The 19,480-nt window shown below is 36.7% G+C and carries 19 protein-coding genes and 2 pseudogenes; 13 read left to right on the forward strand and 8 right to left on the reverse strand.

Going from position 1 to position 19,480, the window contains the following annotated elements:
* Positions 1 to 96 precede the first annotated feature (96 nt).
* From istA to ACWM1W_RS16250, 3 genes are all read left to right on the forward strand, one after another.
* Positions 97 to 1,116, forward strand: coding sequence for an IS21 family transposase (gene istA, locus ACWM1W_RS16240; protein WP_286716026.1), 1,020 nt, complete (start codon positions 97 to 99; stop codon positions 1,114 to 1,116).
* Positions 1,116 to 1,889, forward strand: coding sequence for an IS21-like element ISAba8 family helper ATPase IstB (istB, locus tag ACWM1W_RS16245; protein WP_075167882.1), 774 nt, complete (start codon positions 1,116 to 1,118; stop codon positions 1,887 to 1,889). Before istA ends, istB begins: the two co-directional genes overlap by 1 nt.
* Positions 1,890 to 1,982: 93 nt before the next feature.
* On the forward strand, positions 1,983 to 2,594 hold the full coding sequence (locus tag ACWM1W_RS16250; RefSeq protein WP_375726256.1) for a LysE family translocator: 612 nt from the start codon (positions 1,983 to 1,985) through the stop codon (positions 2,592 to 2,594).
* A 309-nt stretch (positions 2,595 to 2,903) separates the two neighbouring features.
* Here ACWM1W_RS16250 and ACWM1W_RS16255 read toward each other — a convergent pair whose 3' ends face one another.
* The 4 genes from ACWM1W_RS16255 to arsC all read right to left on the reverse strand — a co-directional run bounded on the left by ACWM1W_RS16255 (position 2,904) and on the right by arsC (position 6,669).
* Positions 2,904 to 4,478 carry a sensor domain-containing diguanylate cyclase gene (locus ACWM1W_RS16255; RefSeq protein WP_034171280.1) on the reverse strand — a complete coding sequence of 525 codons (1,575 nt, stop codon included), beginning with the start codon at positions 4,476 to 4,478 and terminating at the stop codon, positions 2,904 to 2,906.
* 135 nt (positions 4,479 to 4,613) lie between these two features.
* Positions 4,614 to 5,078, reverse strand: a complete 465-nt coding sequence (locus ACWM1W_RS16260) for an N-acetyltransferase (RefSeq protein WP_034171279.1) — start codon at positions 5,076 to 5,078, stop codon at positions 4,614 to 4,616.
* A gap of 111 nt (positions 5,079 to 5,189) precedes the next feature.
* Positions 5,190 to 6,122: an IS5 family transposase gene (locus ACWM1W_RS16265; RefSeq protein ID WP_034171278.1), complete on the reverse strand. Its 933-nt coding sequence runs from the start codon at positions 6,120 to 6,122 to the stop codon at positions 5,190 to 5,192.
* A 118-nt stretch (positions 6,123 to 6,240) separates the two neighbouring features.
* Positions 6,241 to 6,669, reverse strand: a complete 429-nt coding sequence (gene arsC / locus ACWM1W_RS16270; protein WP_034171277.1) for an arsenate reductase (glutaredoxin) — start codon at positions 6,667 to 6,669, stop codon at positions 6,241 to 6,243.
* An 82-nt stretch (positions 6,670 to 6,751) separates the two neighbouring features.
* Here arsC and ACWM1W_RS16275 point away from each other — a divergent pair, with 82 nt between their 5' ends.
* The 5 genes and pseudogenes from ACWM1W_RS16275 to ACWM1W_RS16295 all read left to right on the forward strand — a co-directional run.
* Positions 6,752 to 7,066, forward strand: coding sequence for an ArsR/SmtB family transcription factor (locus tag ACWM1W_RS16275; RefSeq protein ID WP_375726257.1), 315 nt, complete (start codon positions 6,752 to 6,754; stop codon positions 7,064 to 7,066).
* Between the two features lie 4 nt (positions 7,067 to 7,070).
* The gene (gene arsB, locus ACWM1W_RS16280) at positions 7,071 to 8,111 is read left to right on the forward strand and encodes an ACR3 family arsenite efflux transporter (protein WP_034171275.1); all 1,041 of its coding nucleotides are present in this window, start codon (positions 7,071 to 7,073) and stop codon (positions 8,109 to 8,111) included.
* 247 nt (positions 8,112 to 8,358) lie between these two features.
* Entirely contained in the window at positions 8,359 to 9,516 is a 1,158-nt protein-coding gene (locus ACWM1W_RS16285; RefSeq protein ID WP_375726285.1) for an MFS transporter, read from the forward strand.
* A gap of 85 nt (positions 9,517 to 9,601) precedes the next feature.
* Positions 9,602 to 10,495: a LysR family transcriptional regulator gene (locus ACWM1W_RS16290; RefSeq protein WP_461603322.1), complete on the forward strand. Its 894-nt coding sequence runs from the start codon at positions 9,602 to 9,604 to the stop codon at positions 10,493 to 10,495.
* Between the two features lie 153 nt (positions 10,496 to 10,648).
* Positions 10,649 to 10,788: pseudogene (locus tag ACWM1W_RS16295) on the forward strand (ISNCY family transposase); the annotation flags it as partial.
* 361 nt (positions 10,789 to 11,149) lie between these two features.
* Here ACWM1W_RS16295 and ACWM1W_RS16300 read toward each other — a convergent pair.
* A protein-coding gene (locus ACWM1W_RS16300; RefSeq protein ID WP_375725726.1) for an IS3 family transposase occupies positions 11,150 to 12,294 on the reverse strand; the annotation gives its coding sequence in 2 pieces (ribosomal slippage) (positions 11,150 to 12,030 and positions 12,030 to 12,294; 1,146 coding nt in all).
* A 383-nt stretch (positions 12,295 to 12,677) separates the two neighbouring features.
* Between ACWM1W_RS16300 and ACWM1W_RS16305 the strand changes: the two genes are divergently transcribed.
* Positions 12,678 to 13,064 carry a diacylglycerol kinase gene (locus ACWM1W_RS16305; RefSeq protein ID WP_375726214.1) on the forward strand — a complete coding sequence of 129 codons (387 nt, stop codon included), beginning with the start codon at positions 12,678 to 12,680 and terminating at the stop codon, positions 13,062 to 13,064.
* A 39-nt stretch (positions 13,065 to 13,103) separates the two neighbouring features.
* Complete coding sequence (locus ACWM1W_RS16310) at positions 13,104 to 13,814, forward strand: phosphatase PAP2 family protein (protein ID WP_004780023.1); 711 nt, start codon at positions 13,104 to 13,106, stop codon at positions 13,812 to 13,814.
* A gap of 26 nt (positions 13,815 to 13,840) precedes the next feature.
* Here the strand turns inward: ACWM1W_RS16310 and ACWM1W_RS16315 are convergent, their stop codons facing one another.
* From ACWM1W_RS16315 to ACWM1W_RS16325, 3 genes are read right to left on the reverse strand one after another with little or no spacing between them, the layout of a single operon-like run.
* A complete protein-coding gene (locus ACWM1W_RS16315) occupies positions 13,841 to 15,154 on the reverse strand; it encodes an ATP-binding protein (RefSeq protein WP_171248474.1) in 1,314 nt (437 codons plus the stop codon).
* Between the two features lie 6 nt (positions 15,155 to 15,160).
* Positions 15,161 to 15,832: a response regulator transcription factor gene (locus tag ACWM1W_RS16320; RefSeq protein WP_004780026.1), complete on the reverse strand. Its 672-nt coding sequence runs from the start codon at positions 15,830 to 15,832 to the stop codon at positions 15,161 to 15,163.
* Position 15,833: 1 nt separating this feature from the next.
* Positions 15,834 to 17,510, reverse strand: coding sequence for a phosphoethanolamine transferase (locus ACWM1W_RS16325; protein WP_034171268.1), 1,677 nt, complete (start codon positions 17,508 to 17,510; stop codon positions 15,834 to 15,836).
* Positions 17,511 to 18,249: 739 nt separating this feature from the next.
* On the opposite strand from ACWM1W_RS16325, the gene ACWM1W_RS16330 reads away from it, so the two are divergent.
* The 3 genes and pseudogenes from ACWM1W_RS16330 to ACWM1W_RS16340 all read left to right on the forward strand — a co-directional run.
* Positions 18,250 to 18,609 carry a transposase family protein gene (locus ACWM1W_RS16330; protein ID WP_461603323.1) on the forward strand — a complete coding sequence of 120 codons (360 nt, stop codon included), beginning with the start codon at positions 18,250 to 18,252 and terminating at the stop codon, positions 18,607 to 18,609.
* 2 nt (positions 18,610 to 18,611) lie between these two features.
* Positions 18,612 to 18,989: an IS5/IS1182 family transposase gene (locus tag ACWM1W_RS16335; protein WP_052209095.1), complete on the forward strand. Its 378-nt coding sequence runs from the start codon at positions 18,612 to 18,614 to the stop codon at positions 18,987 to 18,989.
* Between the two features lie 16 nt (positions 18,990 to 19,005).
* Positions 19,006 to 19,301, forward strand: a pseudogene (locus ACWM1W_RS16340) (IS3 family transposase); the annotation flags it as partial.
* Between the last annotated feature and the right edge of the window lie 179 nt (positions 19,302 to 19,480).

Genomic DNA, 19,480 nt, shown 5'->3' on the forward strand with positions numbered 1-19,480 from the left:
TTTTCTAGTGTTAGCGGCAGTGTAAAAATGACCCCCTAACGGCATTTAAAAACTGACCCCCTTGGTTAATATAGCGGTCATTTTGGACTGCTCAACATGTTAACTTTGGAGCAAGCAGTGACAATCCAAATACTTCATCAGCAAGGTAAATCCATTAAAGCCATTAGTCGTGAACTGGGGGTGTCCCGAAATACCGTACGTAAATATTTACGGCAGAAGGAAACACCTCAGTATCGGCGTACACAACCTAGAACAAGTATTCTTGATCCATATAAACCCTATTTACTCAAACGTGTAAACGCAGCTCATCCTGAATGGATTCCTGCTGTTGTGCTCTACCAGGAAATTTTAAGGTTGGGATATCCAGGAAAGATCAGGATCTTGAGGGAATATCTCGCAACATTAAAACCAGTTGCTAAACCGGAACCGATCATTCGTTTTGAAACCCAACCTGGCCAACAAATGCAGGTGGATTTCACCACGATTCGACGCAACAACACGACTTTGAAAGCCTTTGTCGCAACATTAGGGTATTCCAGAGCGACTTTCGTGAAATTTTATGATCATGAACGTACCGATGCATGGATCGATGGTCTAGAAAATGCATTTCAGTTCTTTGCAGGAGTACCTCAAGAAATCCTGTTTGATAACGCTAAAACGATCATGATTGAACGGGATGCCTATCAGGAGGGGCAGCATAAATGGAACCCCAAACTGCTCGACTGCGCCAAGAAATACAGCTTTCGTCCTCGCGTATGTAAGCCCTACCGTGCACAGACCAAAGGCAAAGTTGAACGCTTTAATGGATACCTCAAATCAAGCTTTATTGTGCCATTGAAAGCAAGCCTGAAGACTTCGGGTTTACTGTTAAATGTTGATGTCGCCAATGCCCACATTGGCCGGTGGCTGCATGAAACCGCCAATCAGCGGATTCATGCCACCACGCAAGAAAAACCGGCTGTTCGACTGCAACAGGAGCAGCAAAAATTTACGCCATTACCGCAATCAGATACAGGTTCTGGCACTGTACCTGTTGCAGCAGCACAGCATATCATGCCCTACGAGAGTTTGCAGCATCCCTTATCGGTATATGATCAGTTGCTAGGAGTTTCCTGATGAATCTGCAATACGACCGTATAGAGCAGCTTTGCCAAAAGCTCAATCTGCCTGCCATCGCATCACAATGGTCACATCATGCACAACAAACATTAGGTCAGGATGGAAGTTATGCCGACTTTGTTGAAGCAATCTTGACGCATGAATATGCTGCCAGGCAACAGCGCAGTCAGCAGGTACTGATGAAACTCTCAGGCCTGCCTCAAGTCAAAACCCTGGAAGACTATGATTTTAATTATGCCCTAGGGGCCCCTAAATCACAGGTGATTGAACTGTTCAATCTGAGCTTTATTGCTAGAGCAGAAAATGTGGTGTTTCTGGGGGCTAGCGGAGTAGGAAAAACGCACTTATCTATGGCATTAGGCTATAAGGCCATCATGAACAACATTAAGATCAAGTTCATTACCGCAGCGGATTTAATGCTGCAACTGAGTACAGCCTATCAGCAAGGTAAATTGAAAACCTATATGCAGCGTGCGGTACTGGGACCAAAGTTACTGATTATCGATGAAATTGGTTATTTACCATTTGGACGTGAAGAAGCGAATCTGTTCTTTAACGTGATTGCCAAGCGTTATGAAAAAGGCAGTACGATATTGACGAGTAACTTACCCTTTAGCCAATGGTCTAAGTCATTTGCGGATGATGTCACGTTGACCGCTGCGATGTTAGATCGGCTATTACATCACTGTCATGTGGTACAAATATCGGGTGAGAGTTATCGTTTGAAGGGTAAAAAAAGAATTGGGATTCAGCCCCAGGTTGAAACTTAATACGAGATCAAAGGGGTCAATTTTACTTTGCCATTTGTAAGGTAAAAGGGGTCAATTTTAGAATGCCGTTGACACTAGTTTGATAGAGACAGTATGCTTGAGCTTCTAATTCCATTTTTTATAGCGATTATCTTGTTAACTGTAACTCCCGGATTGGATACAGCCCTAATAATAAGAACTGCTACAGTGGAGAATAAACGTAAAGCATTTCATGCTGGATTGGGTATAGCCTCCGGATGTCTAATATGGGGCATCTTAATTGCTTTGGGTGTGGGAGCTATCTTATCAGCCTCCGAATTAGCCTTTAACTTAATGAAATGGGTCGGGGCTATCTATTTGGTATGGCTAGGTTTAGGTTTACTATTCAAGCCAAGAAAAAGCTTTGAGATAAAAACTACTAAAATGAGAAATGAAAACTGGTTCTTAAAAGGATTTCTTACTAATATTTTGAATCCTAAAGTGGGGATCTTTTATATTTCCTTCCTACCACAATTTGTACCTAGTAGTGGAAATTCTACCTTATGGCTTTTAAGTTTGGTAAGTGTGCATGTTAGTTTAGGCATTTTATGGTCAGTCATTCTTATTACTTCAATGCAATCTATTTCCAAGTTTCTTCATCGAAATGGAGCATTGAAAAAAATTGATCAAATTACGGGATCAATTTTTATATTATTTGCCGTCAAACTAGCTTTTACTAATAGATGATACTGTGATTTTTTGAAATCGTGGCCCTTATTTAACATAATGGTACTTACACGAAATTTTCAAAAAAACAGTGAAAATGGGAGCCTTTAACTCCCATTTTTGTGTTATTCCTAAGTAGAAATGTCCTACCTTAAAACCAAGTAGAAATATCCTATACAGACATTTCCAAGTCAAGCACAGGATTGGGTTAGTGGATATTACGATTCTAATAATGATACTTTTATACACCGAATAGGGTAGACGATATAATCTACGATTAATGGTAGTAGTCCAGCCTATTCATATGTATAAATTTTTTTTAACTATTGATTAGAACTTTACACAGTTCCTTCCACTGTTCTTAGCTTCATAAAGATATTTATCTGCAATTTTAAAAACTTCTGAAATATCCTCAGAACTTTCAGGCCAAGAAGCTATCCCTATAGAAACTGTAATAGACCCTACATTTGGGATGGTCTGTGTTGCTAGTTCTTTTCTAAATCGCTCAGCACTTTCATAAACATCTTGTTGGCTAGTATTAGGTATCACAACAATAAATTCCTCCCCACCATAACGACAACAGACGTCATTTTTACGAAAACTTTTTTGCATAGTTTTTGCAAGATACTTTAGAACCGAATCACCTTGATCATGTCCATATGTGTCATTTATTCTTTTAAAAAAATCTATATCTATTAGTAAAATAGATAAATTATTTTTTTCATTCATTTGATTGGTTATAAAAAAGTTCATTCCCCTACGATTCATTAGACCAGTAAGAGGGTCAGTGTTAACATAGTGATCCATTTCATTGATTTTTATTGAAAAGTTTTTAACACTTAGTAAAAGAGCGTGTTTTAATTTAACTATTTCGTAATACCATGGATAAATAGTTTTAATTTCACCCCGTACTTCTGGTAGATGAAGCGAACCAGCAATATTCGCTAATTTATGCAGAGGTGATGCTATGAAAAAAGAACATTTCCATACGATATAAAAGATAATTAAATAGAATATAAAGATTCCAGCAGAAACTTTATAAATAATTGAAGTAGCTTGCTTTAATAATTCCATAGTAGGTTGTTGCGAGACAATTATCCAATCTGTAGTTTTTATATGTGAAAATCCAGCAAGATTATCTATCCCTCTACTATTGATCAGGCGAATTTTTCCAACTTTTTGCTTTTTTATATATTCTAAACCATTGTTATTTTTTACTATATCCCCAACTCTTTTATGATCAGGATGAAAAATTATCTGACCATTTCCATCAATGACATACATATAGCTTTTTTTATAGCTTTCAGATGTAGTTAACATCTGATTAATAATATTTTTTTCCTTTAAATAAATAGTAGATCCAATAAATCCCTTATAGTTTTTTTTACTATCATAAATCGGCTGAGAAATAAAAATAATCATATTCTTTCTAATAGAAAGATAAGGTGTAGAGATATAAGGCTTTTTATTTTTTATTGAGTTATTAATTCCTAATGTGCTTTGTACTTTGTTTTTATCAATGTTTAAAATATTAGGTGAATAGTTGATCAACCTACCCTGAGGATCGCTAATTACTACGCTATTGTAGTAATTAGATTGCATATTTAATCTCTGTACTTCTGATTCTCTAGTGCTTTCATCATCAAAATCTTTTCCTAATACTTTTGCACTATAATCGAGTTGGGTTAATATATTTTTAAAATGATTATCAGTACTTGTTGCAATTTTATTTGCATATTCAGAGTTTAATGATAATGAATTATTGATAAGTTGATTTTTTACTATTTGATAACTAACAACTAAAGAAATAATAAAAAGGGTAGATACAGAAAATACTGCTAAAAAAAGTATTAGGTTTCTAAGAGTTAAATCAAGTTTTTTTTTAATAAATAAAAATAATTTCATTCACTTACAATTAATTAAGTATAGCTTTTAAGTTTAGTATACTTTTAGATAATACTTAAAGCTATATTCATATTTATTTGTTCTAATAACTATATATTTAACATAAAATCTCTTATACGCAAAACATAAAATCTCTTATACGCAATTAGCTTCGGTCTGTCTCAACAGCTCATATTCTTGAATAGAATTTCTCAATTCGCCAATAGGTAGAATATGAGTATCTTTAAACCCTAATTTTCTCATGAACGCCTGACAATCAGGATTAGGGCATTCTACTTGCAAAAATTCATAACCAAATCTTTGGCCAAACATACAAAGTACTTTCAGCAATTCAGTACCATGCCCCCTTTTTGTCTGACGAAACCCAATTCTCGCAACAACAATAGATTTGTGATCTGGAGCTGCATGTCGACAATCTCCAAATCGAAGATACAAATCATCTAAACCTATATTAAAGTGAGCCGTCATATATTCATCCTTATGCTGAAGGAAAAAAATATCTGCTCGTCTTAGGGAATATCCAAGTTTTCTAACTGTAAATTTTTTTAACACGTCTAATGCGGCTTTTCGTTCAATCTTATCAATCACAAAATTTGGCATATATAAAAATCCATCCGAAAAATACTACTCTCCATGAGCAACCAATTATAGTATCTAGTGGCTTTGTTGCACAAAGATTTAAAAATTAAGATTTCCCATATCTACTCAAATTTAAGTGGCAACTTGGGTGTGAGGTCGGCCTAACTCTGTGAATTTATTTAATACTGCTACACGTGCATGCATCTCATTGACTTGGCTTTGGAAGTTTCTCGAACTGAGTTTATCCCCCAATAATTTGATGCAATGCATCTTAGTTTCGACCAAACTTCGCCGATGATAGCCTGACCATTTTTTCCATAGTGTCCTGCCTAAACGTTTAACTGTTCGAAGTAATTCATTTCGCTCTAACGAGCTGATCTTTGTATCTTTCCAAGGTTTCGCATTTTTTCTTGGCGGAATCACAGCATGCGCTTGCCGATCTGCAATGACCTGACGGCATTGTTTTGTGTCATAAGCACCATCGGTATAAACAGAGTCAATCTGCTCATCTTGTGGAATTTGATCAAGTAAATCCCCAAGGACTTGTGAATCACTCACATTATTCGCTGTGAGCTGAACTGCTAGTATTTGTAGGGTTTTCGCATCTATACCAATATGTAGTTTACGCCATTGTCGACGATATTCAGGCTGATGTTTCTTGCGTTTCCATTCGCCTTCACCTAAAAATTTCAAGCCAGTGGAGTCTACGAGTAGATGCAGTCCATCACTACTTTTTTGATAACAAATCGAAATATCAATATACCTTTGTCTTCTGCAAATGGCGGAATAATCTGGTGCTGTCCAATCTAAACCACAAAGCTTAATGAGGCTTTGCACAAAGCCAGTGACCATGCGTAGAGAAAGACGAAATATGGATTTAATCATTAAGCAGCATTGGATGGCAGTATCGGAATAAGTTTGATTTCGACCATGTTTGCTTTTGGGTTGAGCATACCATTGTGTTTTTGGATCAAACCAAATGGCAATATTCCCACGATTAATGAGAGCTTGGTTATATGTGGACCAATTGGTTGTACGGTAGATTTTAGGTGTAGGCTTATTCATTCGAAAATTATATTAGGGAATAAGCCTTTAGAGATAGGTTTGTGCAACAAAGCCTCTCTAAATTAAAACCCTAATTTTAGCTTAATCTCCCCCTCCCATTATGTTAAATGAGGCGGATTTATTTAATCCGCTTACCATTTTTATCGATGATTATTTCACCATCTTCTTTGATAAAAGCTCCTAATTGAGGCGCAGACAAAATATCTAAAACGAGTTCAGATGGTCTACATAGTTTTACGCCCAGTTCAGTCACAACAAATGGACGGTTAATTAAAATTGGATACTCAAGCATAAAATTAATGAGCTGTTCATCTGTCCAGTGCTGCTGATCCAAGTTGTGAGCTTCAAAATGTTCCACGTTTTTGCGAATAGCTTTACGTACAGAGAGACCTGATTTCTCAATTAAATTAATGAGTTCACTTTTACTTGGAGGGTTGAGAAGATACTCAATAATTTCGGGTTCTTCTCCGGTATTTCGAATTAGCGCCAGTGTATTTCTTGATGTTCCGCACGCTGGATTATGATAGATCTTAACTTTTGATGACATTGGACTTACTCAGGACTTTATAATATTGCATTTATATATGGATATACGTATATTCGCAATAGCATATATAAGAGTATAGATTATGGATCAAGCAGATTTCTTTAAATGCCTATCTGACCCGACACGTCTAGATATTTTAAAAATTATTTTAAAAAGACAAAATGTATGTGTTTGTGAAATCACAGAGATATTACAACTGAGCCAACCTAAAATTTCTCGTCATTTGGCTTTACTCCGTAACCTTTCAATTTTGCTAGATGAGCGCAAAGGACAATGGATGTACTACCGATTAAATCCTGATTTACCAGAATGGGTAAATGCAGTTCTCAATGTTTTAAATGATGAAGTACTGAATAAACCTGCGAGCAACTTATCTATCTCTATGCAATGCGAGTAATTCAATGTCCGCATCAAAGCTCTCATTCTTAGATCGAAACCTAACTCTATGGATTTTCATTGCCATGGCATTAGGCGTAGGTATTGGGGTGTTTTTCCCTCAAACATCTGTTGTATTAGATCAATTAAGCATTAATTCAGTGAATATCCCTATCGCAATAGGGCTTATTTTGATGATGTATCCCCCACTTGCCAAAGTTGACTATGCAACCTTGCCTAAAGTCTTTGAGGACAAGCGAACCCTTACATTATCTCTTGTTCAAAACTGGATCATTGCACCTTGTCTAATGTTTGCTTTGGCAATCATTTTTCTGCACACCTATCCTGAATATATGACTGGCCTAATTCTCATAGGCTTAGCTCGATGTATTGCGATGGTCCTCGTCTGGAATGGTCTGGCATGTGGGGATAATCAATATGTTGCTGCCTTGGTTGCGTTTAACAGTATCTTCCAGATCTTGTTCTTTAGTACTTATGCTTGGTTGTTCTTGACCTTCTTACCGCCATTCTTTGGGGTAGAAGCACAAATCATTGATGTAAGTTTTTGGACCATTACCCATGCTGTTCTGGTTTATCTAGGTATTCCATTCTTACTTGGTTTTTTAACCCGGCTGATTTTAGTCAAACAGAAAGGTTTGGATTGGTATCAAACTAAGTTTATTCCAAAGATTAGCCCAATCAGCCTTATTGCGCTTTTATTCACGATTGTAGCCATGTTCAGTCTTAAAGGTAATGAAGTGATTAGCCTTCCTCTAGACGTGCTTAGAATCGCTATTCCTTTATCGATCTATTTTGTTGCAATGTTCTTCATCAGCTTCTTTATGAGTAAGTGGATGGGTAACGATTACCCTAAAACGACTGCTATTTCCTTTACAGCGGCAGGCAACAATTTTGAATTAGCACTGGCTGTGGCGATTGCCACTTTTGGATTAGCTTCACCTGTAGCTTTCACAACAGTGATTGGACCGCTTGTTGAAGTGCCTGTATTGATTGCCTTAGTCACGGTTTCGCTATGGCTTAGAAAAAAAGTTTTTAAAGAAGTATGAATCAAAAGAGTATTTAGTTTTCCTAAAATTAACATAATACACCTTATGCGAAGTCAAGAATGGGAGCCTTAAGCTCCCATTTTTACTGTATTTTTTTGAAAATTTCGTATAACGCCCATTATGTTAAATAGCCGATATAGCTCTTATTAATAGGTATAATTTTTTTTATATTTAATATAAATATTATAATTTTTTTTATGTATTTATAGAAATTAAACTTCTCATATATTTAAATATGAGTTTAAAAATGCCATTCATTATCTACATCTTTACAATAACGGCTTTTGCTTTAGGTCTAGCGGAGTTTGTACCAATTGGTATCACAGATGTGATGGCAAAAAGTTTAGGAGTTAATGTTGAAAAAATCGGTTCACTTGTTACTGCTTATACACTAGGAGCTACATTCTCAGCACCTATAGTAACTCTCTTAACAAATGGTTGGTCACGAAAGAAAGTCATGTTAATGACCACCGTTATTTTTACTCTAGGTAGTTTAATTACCGCTCTAACAACTAACTTAACCTTAATGATTATTGCCCGATTTATTGCAGGAATGGGACATGGTTTATTCTTAGCTGTTGCTGCAAGTACAGCAGCTAAACTAGCAGGTCATGGACGTGAAGGTCGTGCAGTAGCCATTGTATTTGGAGGGTTCACCATCGCAATGGCTATAGGAGTTCCTTTTAGTACTTATCTAGGCAGTATTATTGATTGGCATTTAGCATTGTTATTGATTGCAATATTTGGTGCTTTCGGGTTTTTAGGATTATTTATTGGTATGAAAGATCCTTTAATTACTGATTTAGACCAGAAATATAGTATTAAACAAGGGCTTCTAAGTTTATTAAATTCCAAATTAATATATGGAGCCTTAGTAACGGTATTTGCTTTCTCTGGATCTTTTGTTGCTTATACCTATATTGCTTCAATGCTTATTGAAGTGACAGAAGTTAATGTAACTTCAATACCTGTATACACTCTCTTATTTGGTATATTTGCTGCAATTGGTAATATGCTAGGTGGAAAAATTACAGATGCAGTTGGTACAAATAAAGCCAATATTGTAATTATTGTGGGTATTGCCCTTAGTACCTTAAGTATGTGGTTATTTATACATTCTGCAGTGATGATGCTTATTCTTGTATCCTTACTTGGCCTATTTACTTTTGGTTCAGTGCCTACTCTGCAAGCTAGATTAATGGAGATTGCAAAAAAACATGCACCTAATTCAGATAGTATTGCATCAGGTCTGAATATTGCTGGTTTTAACTTTGCAATTGCACTGGGATCAACACTAGGTGCCTTGACTATCAGCCATGTCGGTTTGATCTATACAGGCATTACAGGCGCTTGTTTAGCTATTATTGGCCTCGTAATTTTAATGGTTCAAATTAAAAAAAATTAAGTTATGAAGTAGAAAAAAATCTATCGATTTTTTTCTACTTTTCTTATTTTCGATAACTTAAAATCAATATTAAAGAAATATCTGAATGATCAAACTTATGAGCCGTCTTACCCATTTAAGGACCTTTCTAGAAGTATATAGATCAAAATCTTTTTCAAAAGCAGCAGAGAATTTATCAATAACTCAACCCGCTGCTTCACTACATATTCAGTCTTTAGAAGCTTTTATTGGCAAGAAGCTTTTTATACGTAAGCCACGTGGTGTTGAACCTACTATTGCCGCTGATGAATTAGCTCGGTCAATAGCATCTAATGTTGATGCACTTGAACTAAAGCTATCTTCCTTTAAATTAGGTGACGTGTCTGGTGGGATAATATTTCTAGCTGCTCCAGCAGATTTTATATATTACTGCTTAACATCACCTTTTATTTCGTTGATGGAGAAAGGTTTCAATATCCGTTGTCAAACAGGTAATAAAAACAGAATATATGAGCTTCTAGAAGATAAGCTAATCGATTTAGCAGTTACAGCATCTAAGCCTAATGAAGAAAAGTTCGAATTTTTACCATTAATTACTGAAAAATTCTTATTGGTGCATGCTCCAAACCTGAGTAATAAAATTGGTAAGAAGCCTAATAAGGATGTTTTAACACAGATACCATTAATTTCTTATGATGAAGATTTACCTTTAATAAGAACAGTTTGGTCAGCCTTATTTAAAACTAAGATTAATATGATTGCATCATGCATTGTTCCTGACTTAAGAGCTATTAAACAACTTTTAATAGCTGGACATGGTTGGTCGGTGCTACCTGATTATCATTGTGAAGAAGAACTTAGAACGGGAAAGTTGATAGCAATCAACAATAAAATTGAAGCACCAGAGAACCAGCTCTATTTAGTTTGGAACAGAGGTGTACCGAAACCGAATATCTCTTTTGTTAGGGAGTATCTTTTAAATTATTTTAGTTTAAAATAATATTAATTTCTTAGATTTTCTAAAATTAACATAATACACCTTATACGAAAGCTCCAGAGTTTGTTAGAACCCATTTAAAGTGTCTATATTCTCACCAATAAAAATGTCTAGTTTATGGTGGTTTAAACATCATGGACTGGATATGAAATATAGATGCTGATCACTATGTCTGACAAAGAAATTCAACGTCTTGCAGTTCTGCAAGACGTTCGAGATCATCGCATTATTCAAGTCTATGCTTTAGAATTTTTAAATCTTTTGACTTTCAAATCACTCGTTTGATTAAATTTTTAATTATTAGAATTTTTCAAGAATTGTATTACATTAAGTGCAAAGTGACTCTATTTTAAAATATGGTTTGAATCCTACTTTAAGATCTCGAGCTGAGATGCTAATATTTATTAAGTTATTTCTAATAGAAGTATACAAATGAAGGGCAAAATAAGCATTCTTATCATAATAATAATTATATTAGCTTTAGCCATTAAGATAGAAAATGACAGAAAAAAACAAAGGATTAATGAGTCGATTCTGAATGACAAAAATACTCGAGTACCTTAACCAAATAGCTGACCTACTCCTTGAACAATATAAGAGGTGGTCCCACATGTTTGAACAACTAAAAGCGTATTTATAAGTGATATTCCGCTCTAGTTAAGCCACCTTGTTTTGTTGGGGTAGCTGATCATAGTAAAACTCATTTGGTGTCATTTTGTCTAGACTCGAATGAGGTCGTTTCAGATTATAAAACTCAAAATATGCACTCAATTGCTTTTTCGCATCTGTGACACTGCTATAAGCTTTGAGATACACCTCTTCATATTTAACGCTCCGCCATAATCGTTCAACCATCACATTATCTACCCATCGACCTTTACCATCCATACTGATTAGAATGCCATTTGATTTCAATACATCAATAAATGCATCACTGGTAAACTGACTGCCTTGGTCTGTATTAAATATTTCAGGTCGACCATATTTTTCAATAGCTTCATTTAATGTTTCTATGCAAAATGTAACCTCCATACTAATCGATACTCTATGCGCAAGTACCTTGCGGCTATGCCAATCAATCACAGCACATAAATAAACAAAGCCTTTTGCCATAGGGATATACGTTATATCCGTAGACCACACTTGATTACTGCGCTGAATAGCCAATCCTTTGAGCAGATATGGATATTTGCGGTGAGCTTGATTAGCCTGGCTTAAATTTGGTTTGCAATATAACGCATTAATGCCCATTTTCTTCATTAAAGTACGTGTATGACGTCGTCCTATATGATGTCCTTGACGATTCAACAAATCACGCATCATACGGCTACCTGCAAAAGGGTATTGCATATGTAACTCATCCATACACCGCATCAGCTTCAGATCTGATGCACTCACAGGTTTTGGGCGATAGTAATAACAACCACGGGAGACTTTCAGCAGCTGAGCTTGCTTAGATACTGAAATCTGAAGTGAGTCATCGATTAACTTTTGTGGTTGAAGCGGCCCAGTTTCTTCAACACACCTTCTAAAAAATCAATTTCTAATGCCTGCTCACCGATTTTTGCATGTAGTTTTTTTAGATCGATGGGTGGTTCTGTTGGAGCTTTTGATTGATCGAAAGCTTGCGAGGAAGCTGAAATCAGTTGATTTTTCCAGTCGATAATTTGGTTTTGATGAACATCAAATTCAGAACTCAATTCAGCAAGTGTTTTTTCTGCTTTAATCGCAGCAAGTGCTACCTTAGCTTTAAAATCATTTGAATGATTTCTTCTTGGTCTACGTGCCATAAAATACTCCATATATTGATGTTTATAACATCATTTGGGGAGCAAAATATCACTTATAAGTGTTGTTCAAATTTCCTGATCCACCTCTATACCTCTTGCGAAAGTATCATTTTACCTAATTTTTGAATTGGCTAAAACCTTATAAAATGTAGCTTTGGGCTGTTTAAATTTTGACTAACGCAAGAAGTCTAATCATGATATTAGTTACTACTTTTGATGATTTTTAAGAAGATGTGTAATGAGGGATACCTTAGAGCATTTCAAGAAATTAAAAACTATTGAAGTGGGTTAAGCCATTTTTTGCGCCAAAACAATCAAATAATCATCCATTTTTAAGGGAGTTTTAAGGTTAAAAATTTAAATTAATCAAATATCATCTTAACTGAATCACTTCTATGTCCCCCGATCGTTCACTCTACAAAGGTACTTCCGGAACACAACGTATTTTCAATGCTGCTCGTTATTCCGCGACCGGCCTTAAAACAGCCTTCCTAACTGAAGCAGCCTTTCGGCAGATCGTGCTGATTAACCTGATTTTGATTCCTCTTAGTTTTTGGATATCACAGAGTCTAGCTGAGCAAGCACTCATGGTGGCTGTGTGCCTGCTAGCACTGATTGTTGAACTGATTAACTCAGCAATTGAGGCAGTAGTGGATCGTATTTCCATAGAACAGCATGAGTTATCCAAAAATGCTAAGGATATGGGCAGTGCCGCCCAGTTTGTCGCACTCATTTTAATTACCGTAACTTGGGGCATCATTTTAATCGGTCATTCGTTTTGATCTCATTTCTGCTACAACGACAAGAATGGAATATTTAAAATGTCGTCCGAACGATCTCGTTTTTTACTGAATCAAATATTGCTACTGAGTTTCAGTTTTTTGCTTCTCTGGAATTTTTTTGATGTGGGTGGAGTCATTGATTTAAAACTAATCTATCCATTTATCGATGGTCAGGGACAATTTCCCCTCCGGCAAGATTGGGCACTGGCAGAGTTAAATCATCGTTATATCAAAGATCTGTTAATTCTAGTTTATATAGTGCTATTCATTGGTTGGATGGTCGCACTAAAATGGCAATCTTGGCATAAGAGGCGTTGGGAATTAGGTTATTTCTTTATAATGGTAGTGCTTACAACTGGGATAATCGGAATTATCAAATCCCAGTCAGTTCATGCCTGTCCTTGGGATATGGTAACACCTACATCTAATGGGTTTTTATGGGATTTCAGTGCTACCGCTGGACATTGTTTTCCTGGTGGACATGCATCTAGTGGTTTTGCATTAATGACAGGCTATTTTGTTTATCGCACTGTAAACCGTCAGCGGGCTTATTTTTTTCTAATCGCTGCAGCGATCTTAGGCTTCGCTATGGGCTGGGCACAAATGATGCGAGGGGCACATTTCCTGAGTCACAACCTGTGGACTGGCTGGGTGATTTGGTGCATTAATATCATTGGTTATGTTTTATTTAGCCACAAAATGCCAGTTGAAAAAAACGCTTCCTTGCTCGCTAGCATCAAACAGCCTTAATACCTAAAAGACAAAAGTCTATCTATTTAGGCTTCGACCAAGGCAAATTTCACTTGTACACACAGACCACCTAAGCTGCTACTTTTTGAAAATTCTAAAGTACCGCCCAAACGTTCAGTTGCTTTATCCACAATTGATAGACCTAAACCACTACCAATTTCAGCATGGTTATGAACCCGATAGAATCTCTGACGAATTTGGTTAAATTGCGCTGGATCAATCCCTGCTCCACTATCTTCTATCTGTAGAATCGCCTGTTGACCTTGCTGCAATATCGATACATTGATCACGCCATGCTCTGGGCTGTATTTAATTGCATTATCAATCAGGTTATAAATAATCGAGTGTAGGGCTGAGGCCTGGCCCTGAATCAACAATTCTTGCTGTTGTTCTACTCCTAAATCAATTTCTTTTTGTAGTGCCAGCTGGATCAACTGCTCAATGCAGGCGACTGTCATTTGATTCAGAGACAGGGATTGTACAGGCTCAGTTAAACCTTCTGTGACATCCTGTTTAGCCAAACTTAACAGTTGATTTACCAGATGTTGCATCCTTAAGATGCCCAGACTCAAGTTGTGCAAGGCATCACTTTGTGGAAATTGCTGTAATAAGATCTGTAACTGTAAATTTAAAGCTGTCAGTGGTGTACGTAGTTCATGTGCAGAGTCTGCTACAAATTGACGCTGCTCTTGTTGGGCTAAGGAAATACGGCCAAACAGGTAATTCATTTCCTGAATGGTCGGTTCTAGCTCCAAAGGATATTCTTTCATTTCAATTGGTTTTAATTCTTGAGCCTTACGGCTGGCCAATTCTGTTTTAAAATCAATAAGAGGCTGAAAATTTCTCCGAATTACCCAGCTTAAACCGAATATAGCAAAAGGAAGAAATAGTACATAAGGGAGAAGCATATTCACTGCGAGCTCCAATGCTAGATCTTGCCGGACATTTTTTTGCTGGCTTACTTGGATCTGTAATTGGTCTCCAGGAATGATATAAGTTAGCCAGGTTCCGTATGGGGTTTGATGTGTATAGAATCCTGCTTTCTTGACCGATGCAACCAAAACATCCTGTGGATGTAATGTAGTATCTGTATAAGACCAAATATCTACAAATAAATCTTCTTCACTATACTGTTTTCCTAAATCAATCTCGCTTTGTAGCGGTTCAGGATGATTTTCTGCAATGCGCTCTGCGAGACTTTGCATCTGTTTGTCCAAGACTTCATTAATTTCTTCAAGTGCAATCCGGTATGCCGCAGAGATTAGTACACAGCCTAATACTACGCTAAACAATGAAATATAAATAATTAGACGTTTTTGCAAGGAATAGCGTTTTTTCATCATGCTTTACCCTAAGCGATATCCTAGTCCACGAATCGTCCGGATAAAGTCTTTCCCTAATTTGGCCCGCAGATGATGAATATAGACTTCCACAGTATTACTACTTACATCACTATCGAAATCATAAAGTTTGTCTTCTAAATCATTTTTAGAAAAAATTTTGTTTGGATACGTTAATAGTGCGGTGAGAATAGACCATTCTCGATTAGATAATTCGATAGCCTGTCCGTTAAATAATGCGATGTGTTGCTCAATATCCAATTCCAAACCACTGTGTAATAACTTCTTATTAGTATCTTTCTCAATATTTATACTTCCACTTCGACGCATTAAAGCGTGAATACGTGCCAGTAGCTCGTCAAATTCATAAGGTTTAATTAAGTAATCATCTGCCCCATCATTCAGTCCATCTACCCGGTTTTGTAGCTGATCTCGAGCAGAAATAATCAGGACAGGTAAACTTGGGAACTTTTGACGGATATTTTTAAGTACCAGCATACCATCCATCATTGGCAAACCCAGATCTAGTAGGACAATATTATAATTTTGCTGTTGTAGCTGTTTTAAGCCATCAATACCATTGTTGACCCAGTGCACATCAAATTGATGGAGCTTGAGCAATGTTTTAGTTGACTCGGCAATCATGAAGTCATCTTCAATAATCAATATTTTATGCATCTCAAGCTCTGTTCTTTAATGATGATGAGCATTGTGCAAGCATATCATTTTTAGCTTCAATCACTTGCGTTTTTATACCCAGCAAACTCAATAAACTCGGGAACAGATTATCCTGACTGTGCATCTTACCGGTTTGTGCTTTGAGACAGTTGACCTGCTGGGTATTGTACTGTTGCCAATACTCTGAAAACCACATCAACATTGGAACATGGGTCTGTTGCGTTGGTGCTATGCTATAAGGGGCACCGTGCAGATATAGACCATGTTCTCCGGTAGATTCACCATGATCAGACAGATACCAGAAACCAGTTTGATATTGTTTTTGATCCTGCAACGTTTTGATCATCTGAGCAAGGACATAATCTGTATAGACAATAGAATTATCATAGCTATTTTTTAGCTCATCGGCGCTACAGCCCTGAATGGCATTGGTATTACAGGTTGGTTGGAAAGGTTGGTATGGTGATTTGGAGCGTTTGAAATAAGCCGGACCGTGGCTGCCCATTTGGTGCAGAACGATCAACTGTGGTTTTTGATTATTTTTATCGAGATGTGACAAATAATCTTTCAGACTATCTACCAATATTTCGTCAAAACATTCACCTTCAGCATCACACCACTTTTGTTTCAGTTGAATGGGAATTTGATAATTTTGAATCCGGTTACAGGCACCTTTACAGCCAGAATTATTATCAATCCAAGTCACTTGATAACCAGCACGCTGAGCAATATCTAGTAATCCTTCACGATGGCTAGCCAACTGTTCATCATAGTTTTGACGTGTCATCCCTGAAAACATACAAGGTACTGAAACAGCTGTGGCAGTTCCGCAAGAACTGACTTGATTAAAATTTATCACCTGCAGTTTGCTCAGTTCAGGATTTGTATTACGTGCATAGCCATTTAGAGCAAAGCTCTCAGCACGTGCAGTTTCCCCTACTACCAGCACCATCAATTTAGGTTTGCTTTGCATTTGAGTCTGCTGAAGTAGATGTGCATCTTCACCAAAGGTCACCAATGGCAAATTTGCTTTAGGGGCTTTTTTCTTATAATAGGATAATGTAGATGCAATACTGTTTTGTGGGGAGATCATCCCTTTCAGGTCACGATGCTCACGAAAGATGGCAGCATAATCGACATAAAAACAGAATAATAAGCTGAGTATTAATCCGAGTGAAAGTACACTGCTCAAACTTTTATGCAACAATTGACGCCCCAATGATACAGGCTGAATTTTAAGTATCCACACGATAAAGAGTGGGAAAATGACAAATACCAATGTCCAGATAATTAATCGTATTGACCAAAGATCCCGAATTTCACGAACATCAGTTTGTAACATATTCTGGATCTGGTCTGGGGTAATGACTATACCTAGACTATTAACAAAATAAGCACTAAAGCCACCCAGAATGATCAGAATACTGGCTAGTATTTTGGCATTCCACTTCCAGATAAGCCATTGTAATACCAGATAATAAAAGCCAATAACAACCAAGACTGTCGTAGCTAATAATGCCCATGCTTTGAAATTGCTATGGGGCGTCAGTTGATGAATTTTTTGATAAAAAGAAAAATTCAAAACTAATCCCAACCAAATAGCGAGCATCAGATTAAATCTTGCTAAACGAATTGGTTTGATTTGAAGAAAGCTTGGAAAAGAAGTCAGTTTAAGCATTTTTTAAGTTCGAAGACTTTAATATGCTTTAGCCTAAAATTTGAATCTTAAAAATGACTTAAAATAATCTGAGAACTACAAAAACTCAGACATATTTTAATTTCAAATCTAATCCTAAGACATCAAAAAATATAAGCCATTGTTTAATATTAAATTGTATTTATCAGTAAGGTTATTAGTAAGCATCGGTTTTATTGCACAAAGATTTGAAAGGCAAAGCGCCCCTTAATTGAGCCAAATTTAAGACGTAACGTGGGTAAGTGGTCGACCTAATTCCGTCATAGATCAGTTTTTAATCAACTCCAAGTTGTAGATTTCAGCTTACAATCTTGCATAGGAATGAACATAAAAAGTGCCTGTTGACTGCCATCACTCTCCTAGACAAATATCATCTATTATTATAGTCAGCCTCAGAGTGAAGTCTGTCTGAACCTTACCGGGTTTGTCGGAGACCAACTTTCTTGAGATGAGATAAAGTATTGTTTCGCAAGATGTAGCGAAGCCTAGTGTCCCGATGACAAAACCAAAATATACCCCTGAAATTAGAGGTAGAACGGTTCAATTATTGATTAGATCTCTTGCATAAATCAAAAAATGACTAACCTGGTAGTCGTTTTTCGTACCGATCAATAAGCCGTATTTGGTTATCATTGTTGCATGAACTACTCAAAAGTAAAAAATACTGCCAAGCCAGCAGTTTAAACGACTTGTCGGAATACAACCCTCAACTTTTGCAGAAATGCTTGAAGTATTGAGAGCCGCTCAAAGTGATAGTCGACGAGGAAGACCCTCAATACTTTCGCTTGAAGATCAGCTGTTGATGACCTTAAGCTATTGGCGCGAATATCGCATACTTTTCTATATTGCGATGACCTATGGTATCCATGAATCAAGCGCTTCACGCATTATTCAAAAGATTGAAAACCTTTTAATAAAGTCCGATAAATTTTATTTACCTAAAAAGTTACCACAAGGCGAAGGTGCAGATTGGGGAGTTATCGTGATTGATGCCACTGAAATGACGATAGAACGTCCAAAAAAAAATAGAAAAAGTACTATAGCGGCAAGAAAAAACGTCATACGATCAAAGCCCAGCTGACGATTCACTACGAGACTGGCCAAATTATATCAACAGCCATTGCACATGGCAGCGTGCATGATTTTGAGTTATTTAAAAAACAGCGTAAAAAACAAAAATACAAGGCATTATTGCTTGTAGATAAAGGCTATCAAGGTTTGAATCGACTGGGAGTGAACGGCCTTATTCCCTTTAGATCAAGCAAAAATAAGCCATTGACGCTGTTACATAAGCAAATCAATCGTGAAATTGGAAAACGACGTATCCGAATTGAGCACGTAAATGGCAAATTAAAGACCTTTAGAATTCTTGCTGAGCGTTATCGCAATCGGCGTAAACGGATGGGTTTACGCCTTAATTTGATTACTGCAATTTACAACATGGAATTGATTAAAAAATGATTTTTGCAAGAGGTCTATTGAATCTGAAAAAGATTATACTTCTACTTGGGCTGCAATCACAGCAATTGCTCCCAAGATTGGCTGTACTTCTGAAACACTACGTTTCTGGCATCAGAAGCATTTGAGTCAACAGAATCCAGCCAAAGTACAGCAACTTTCAGATCAAGAACGTATTAAACAACTCAAACGTGGCAATAAAGAATTGCAAAGAGCCAATGAAACTCTACGTAAAGCAGCCGCTTTTTTCACCCAGGCGGAGCTCGAATGCCCACACAAATAATGGTGGATTTTATCCATCATGATAAAGAACTGTAGGGATAGTCACGTACTCATAGATCTATCTAAATTAACAAGAGTTTATGGGAATCCAACTGGTGCCCAGTACGTGTACAATCAGAGATCGAAAATGTTCTAAAAGATCAAATTTCTTTACTTAAAAATCAGTTAGATTTAGCAAATCAAAGAGAAAGCTCTTTAGTGCAACATATTGA

The sequence above is a fragment of the Acinetobacter sp. TW_SC_4 genome (genome assembly GCF_054861205.1).

What these genes read in the sequence shown, in the direction of transcription:
- istA (WP_286716026.1), top strand. Translation starts at nt 97, where the DNA reads ATGTTAACTTTGGAGCAAGCAGTGACAATCCAAATACTTCATCAGCAA.
- istB (WP_075167882.1), top strand. Translation starts at nt 1,116, where the DNA reads ATGAATCTGCAATACGACCGTATAGAGCAGCTTTGCCAAAAGCTCAAT.
- ACWM1W_RS16250 (WP_375726256.1), top strand. Translation starts at nt 1,983, where the DNA reads ATGCTTGAGCTTCTAATTCCATTTTTTATAGCGATTATCTTGTTAACT.
- ACWM1W_RS16255 (WP_034171280.1), bottom strand. Translation starts at nt 4,478, where the DNA reads ATGAAATTATTTTTATTTATTAAAAAAAAACTTGATTTAACTCTTAGA.
- ACWM1W_RS16260 (WP_034171279.1), bottom strand. Translation starts at nt 5,078, where the DNA reads ATGCCAAATTTTGTGATTGATAAGATTGAACGAAAAGCCGCATTAGAC.
- ACWM1W_RS16265 (WP_034171278.1), bottom strand. Translation starts at nt 6,122, where the DNA reads ATGAATAAGCCTACACCTAAAATCTACCGTACAACCAATTGGTCCACA.
- arsC (WP_034171277.1), bottom strand. Translation starts at nt 6,669, where the DNA reads ATGTCATCAAAAGTTAAGATCTATCATAATCCAGCGTGCGGAACATCA.
- ACWM1W_RS16275 (WP_375726257.1), top strand. Translation starts at nt 6,752, where the DNA reads ATGGATCAAGCAGATTTCTTTAAATGCCTATCTGACCCGACACGTCTA.
- arsB (WP_034171275.1), top strand. Translation starts at nt 7,071, where the DNA reads ATGTCCGCATCAAAGCTCTCATTCTTAGATCGAAACCTAACTCTATGG.
- ACWM1W_RS16285 (WP_375726285.1), top strand. Translation starts at nt 8,359, where the DNA reads ATGCCATTCATTATCTACATCTTTACAATAACGGCTTTTGCTTTAGGT.
- ACWM1W_RS16290 (WP_461603322.1), top strand. Translation starts at nt 9,602, where the DNA reads ATGATCAAACTTATGAGCCGTCTTACCCATTTAAGGACCTTTCTAGAA.
- ACWM1W_RS16305 (WP_375726214.1), top strand. Translation starts at nt 12,678, where the DNA reads ATGTCCCCCGATCGTTCACTCTACAAAGGTACTTCCGGAACACAACGT.
- ACWM1W_RS16310 (WP_004780023.1), top strand. Translation starts at nt 13,104, where the DNA reads ATGTCGTCCGAACGATCTCGTTTTTTACTGAATCAAATATTGCTACTG.
- ACWM1W_RS16315 (WP_171248474.1), bottom strand. Translation starts at nt 15,154, where the DNA reads ATGAAAAAACGCTATTCCTTGCAAAAACGTCTAATTATTTATATTTCA.
- ACWM1W_RS16320 (WP_004780026.1), bottom strand. Translation starts at nt 15,832, where the DNA reads ATGCATAAAATATTGATTATTGAAGATGACTTCATGATTGCCGAGTCA.
- ACWM1W_RS16325 (WP_034171268.1), bottom strand. Translation starts at nt 17,510, where the DNA reads ATGCTTAAACTGACTTCTTTTCCAAGCTTTCTTCAAATCAAACCAATT.
- ACWM1W_RS16330 (WP_461603323.1), top strand. Translation starts at nt 18,250, where the DNA reads ATGCTTGAAGTATTGAGAGCCGCTCAAAGTGATAGTCGACGAGGAAGA.